We start from the raw sequence: 976 nt of genomic DNA on the forward strand, positions 1-976 counted from the left end.
CGATTCAGAACCCCAACTACACCCTGGATTCTGAAGAGCCGGATAAGACCGGCCCTGTCAGGCTCCTGGACATGGTCGAGGGCCGCTCGAAACGAGCGTTTCAGCAGTGGCTCGCTCATTGCGAGGAGTCCTGGCGCGACGGTCTGGAAGTCGTTGCCATAGACGGCTTTTCCGGGTTCAAGACCGCCACCACCGAAGAGTTACCGGAGGCGATGACGGTGATGGATTCCCTTTCATGTGGTTCGGCTGGCCGGCAACGCTGTCGATGAGTGCCGGCCGCCTGTTTCAGCTGGCCGCCTGCGGGCATCGGGGCCGCACAACCGACCCGCTCTACCGGGCGCGGCGGACCCTGCACACGGGGGCCGATCTGCTCACCGATAAGCAGAAAGCCTGGCTAGCCAGCTGATTCGCCGCCGATGCTCATGCCGAGCTCGAAGCCACCTGGACGATGTATCAACGCGCCGTGGCGGCCTACCGAGAACCTGACCGCAAAAAGGGCCGCGCCATGATGGCAGTAGCTGAGCAACGCGCTCAGCGCTGGCTTTGCCGAAGGCACTGCAGGAAACCCTCAGACGGACACTGAACAAGCGGGCCGCTGACGTCCTGGCACGTCAGCGCGGCGGCGCCACAGGGTGTGGCCGAGTTGGGCCGGTTCCTCTAGACCAGTTCCGCGGGCACGCCGCGACGCAGCGAATCGATGATCGCCGCCAGCATGGTCTTGCCACGGCGACGGCCGGGGTGGGCGTAGGCGGCGATGACGCGTTGATAGACATTTCAGGTCACCTGGACCAGGGGGAGCCGGGTGCGCAGGGTGCCGCGCACCCCGTAGAGCGGGTCCCCGCTGCGGCCGCGGTGTTCGCAGCTTACTCCGTAGGTCAGAGATGCTTGGTCCAACGGAACGCCCAGTGGCCGGGTAATCCACTGAACGGAGTTGACGTCGGGCATCTGGCTGATTGTCCGAGCTGCCCCGCGTCCC

Annotated in this window: 2 pseudogenes; one reads left to right on the forward strand and one right to left on the reverse strand. The window is 65.3% G+C overall.

Annotated features, from left to right (window positions below):
- Nucleotides 1–609 (forward strand): annotated as a pseudogene (locus AC5Y4T_RS26110) (ISL3 family transposase); the annotation flags it as partial.
- 165 nt (nucleotides 610–774) lie between these two features.
- On the opposite strand, the pseudogene AC5Y4T_RS26115 reads toward AC5Y4T_RS26110, so the two are convergent.
- A pseudogene (locus tag AC5Y4T_RS26115) lies at nucleotides 775–976 on the reverse strand (hypothetical protein); the annotation flags it as partial.

It is taken from the genome of Mycobacterium sp. NGS11 (assembly GCF_059813315.1).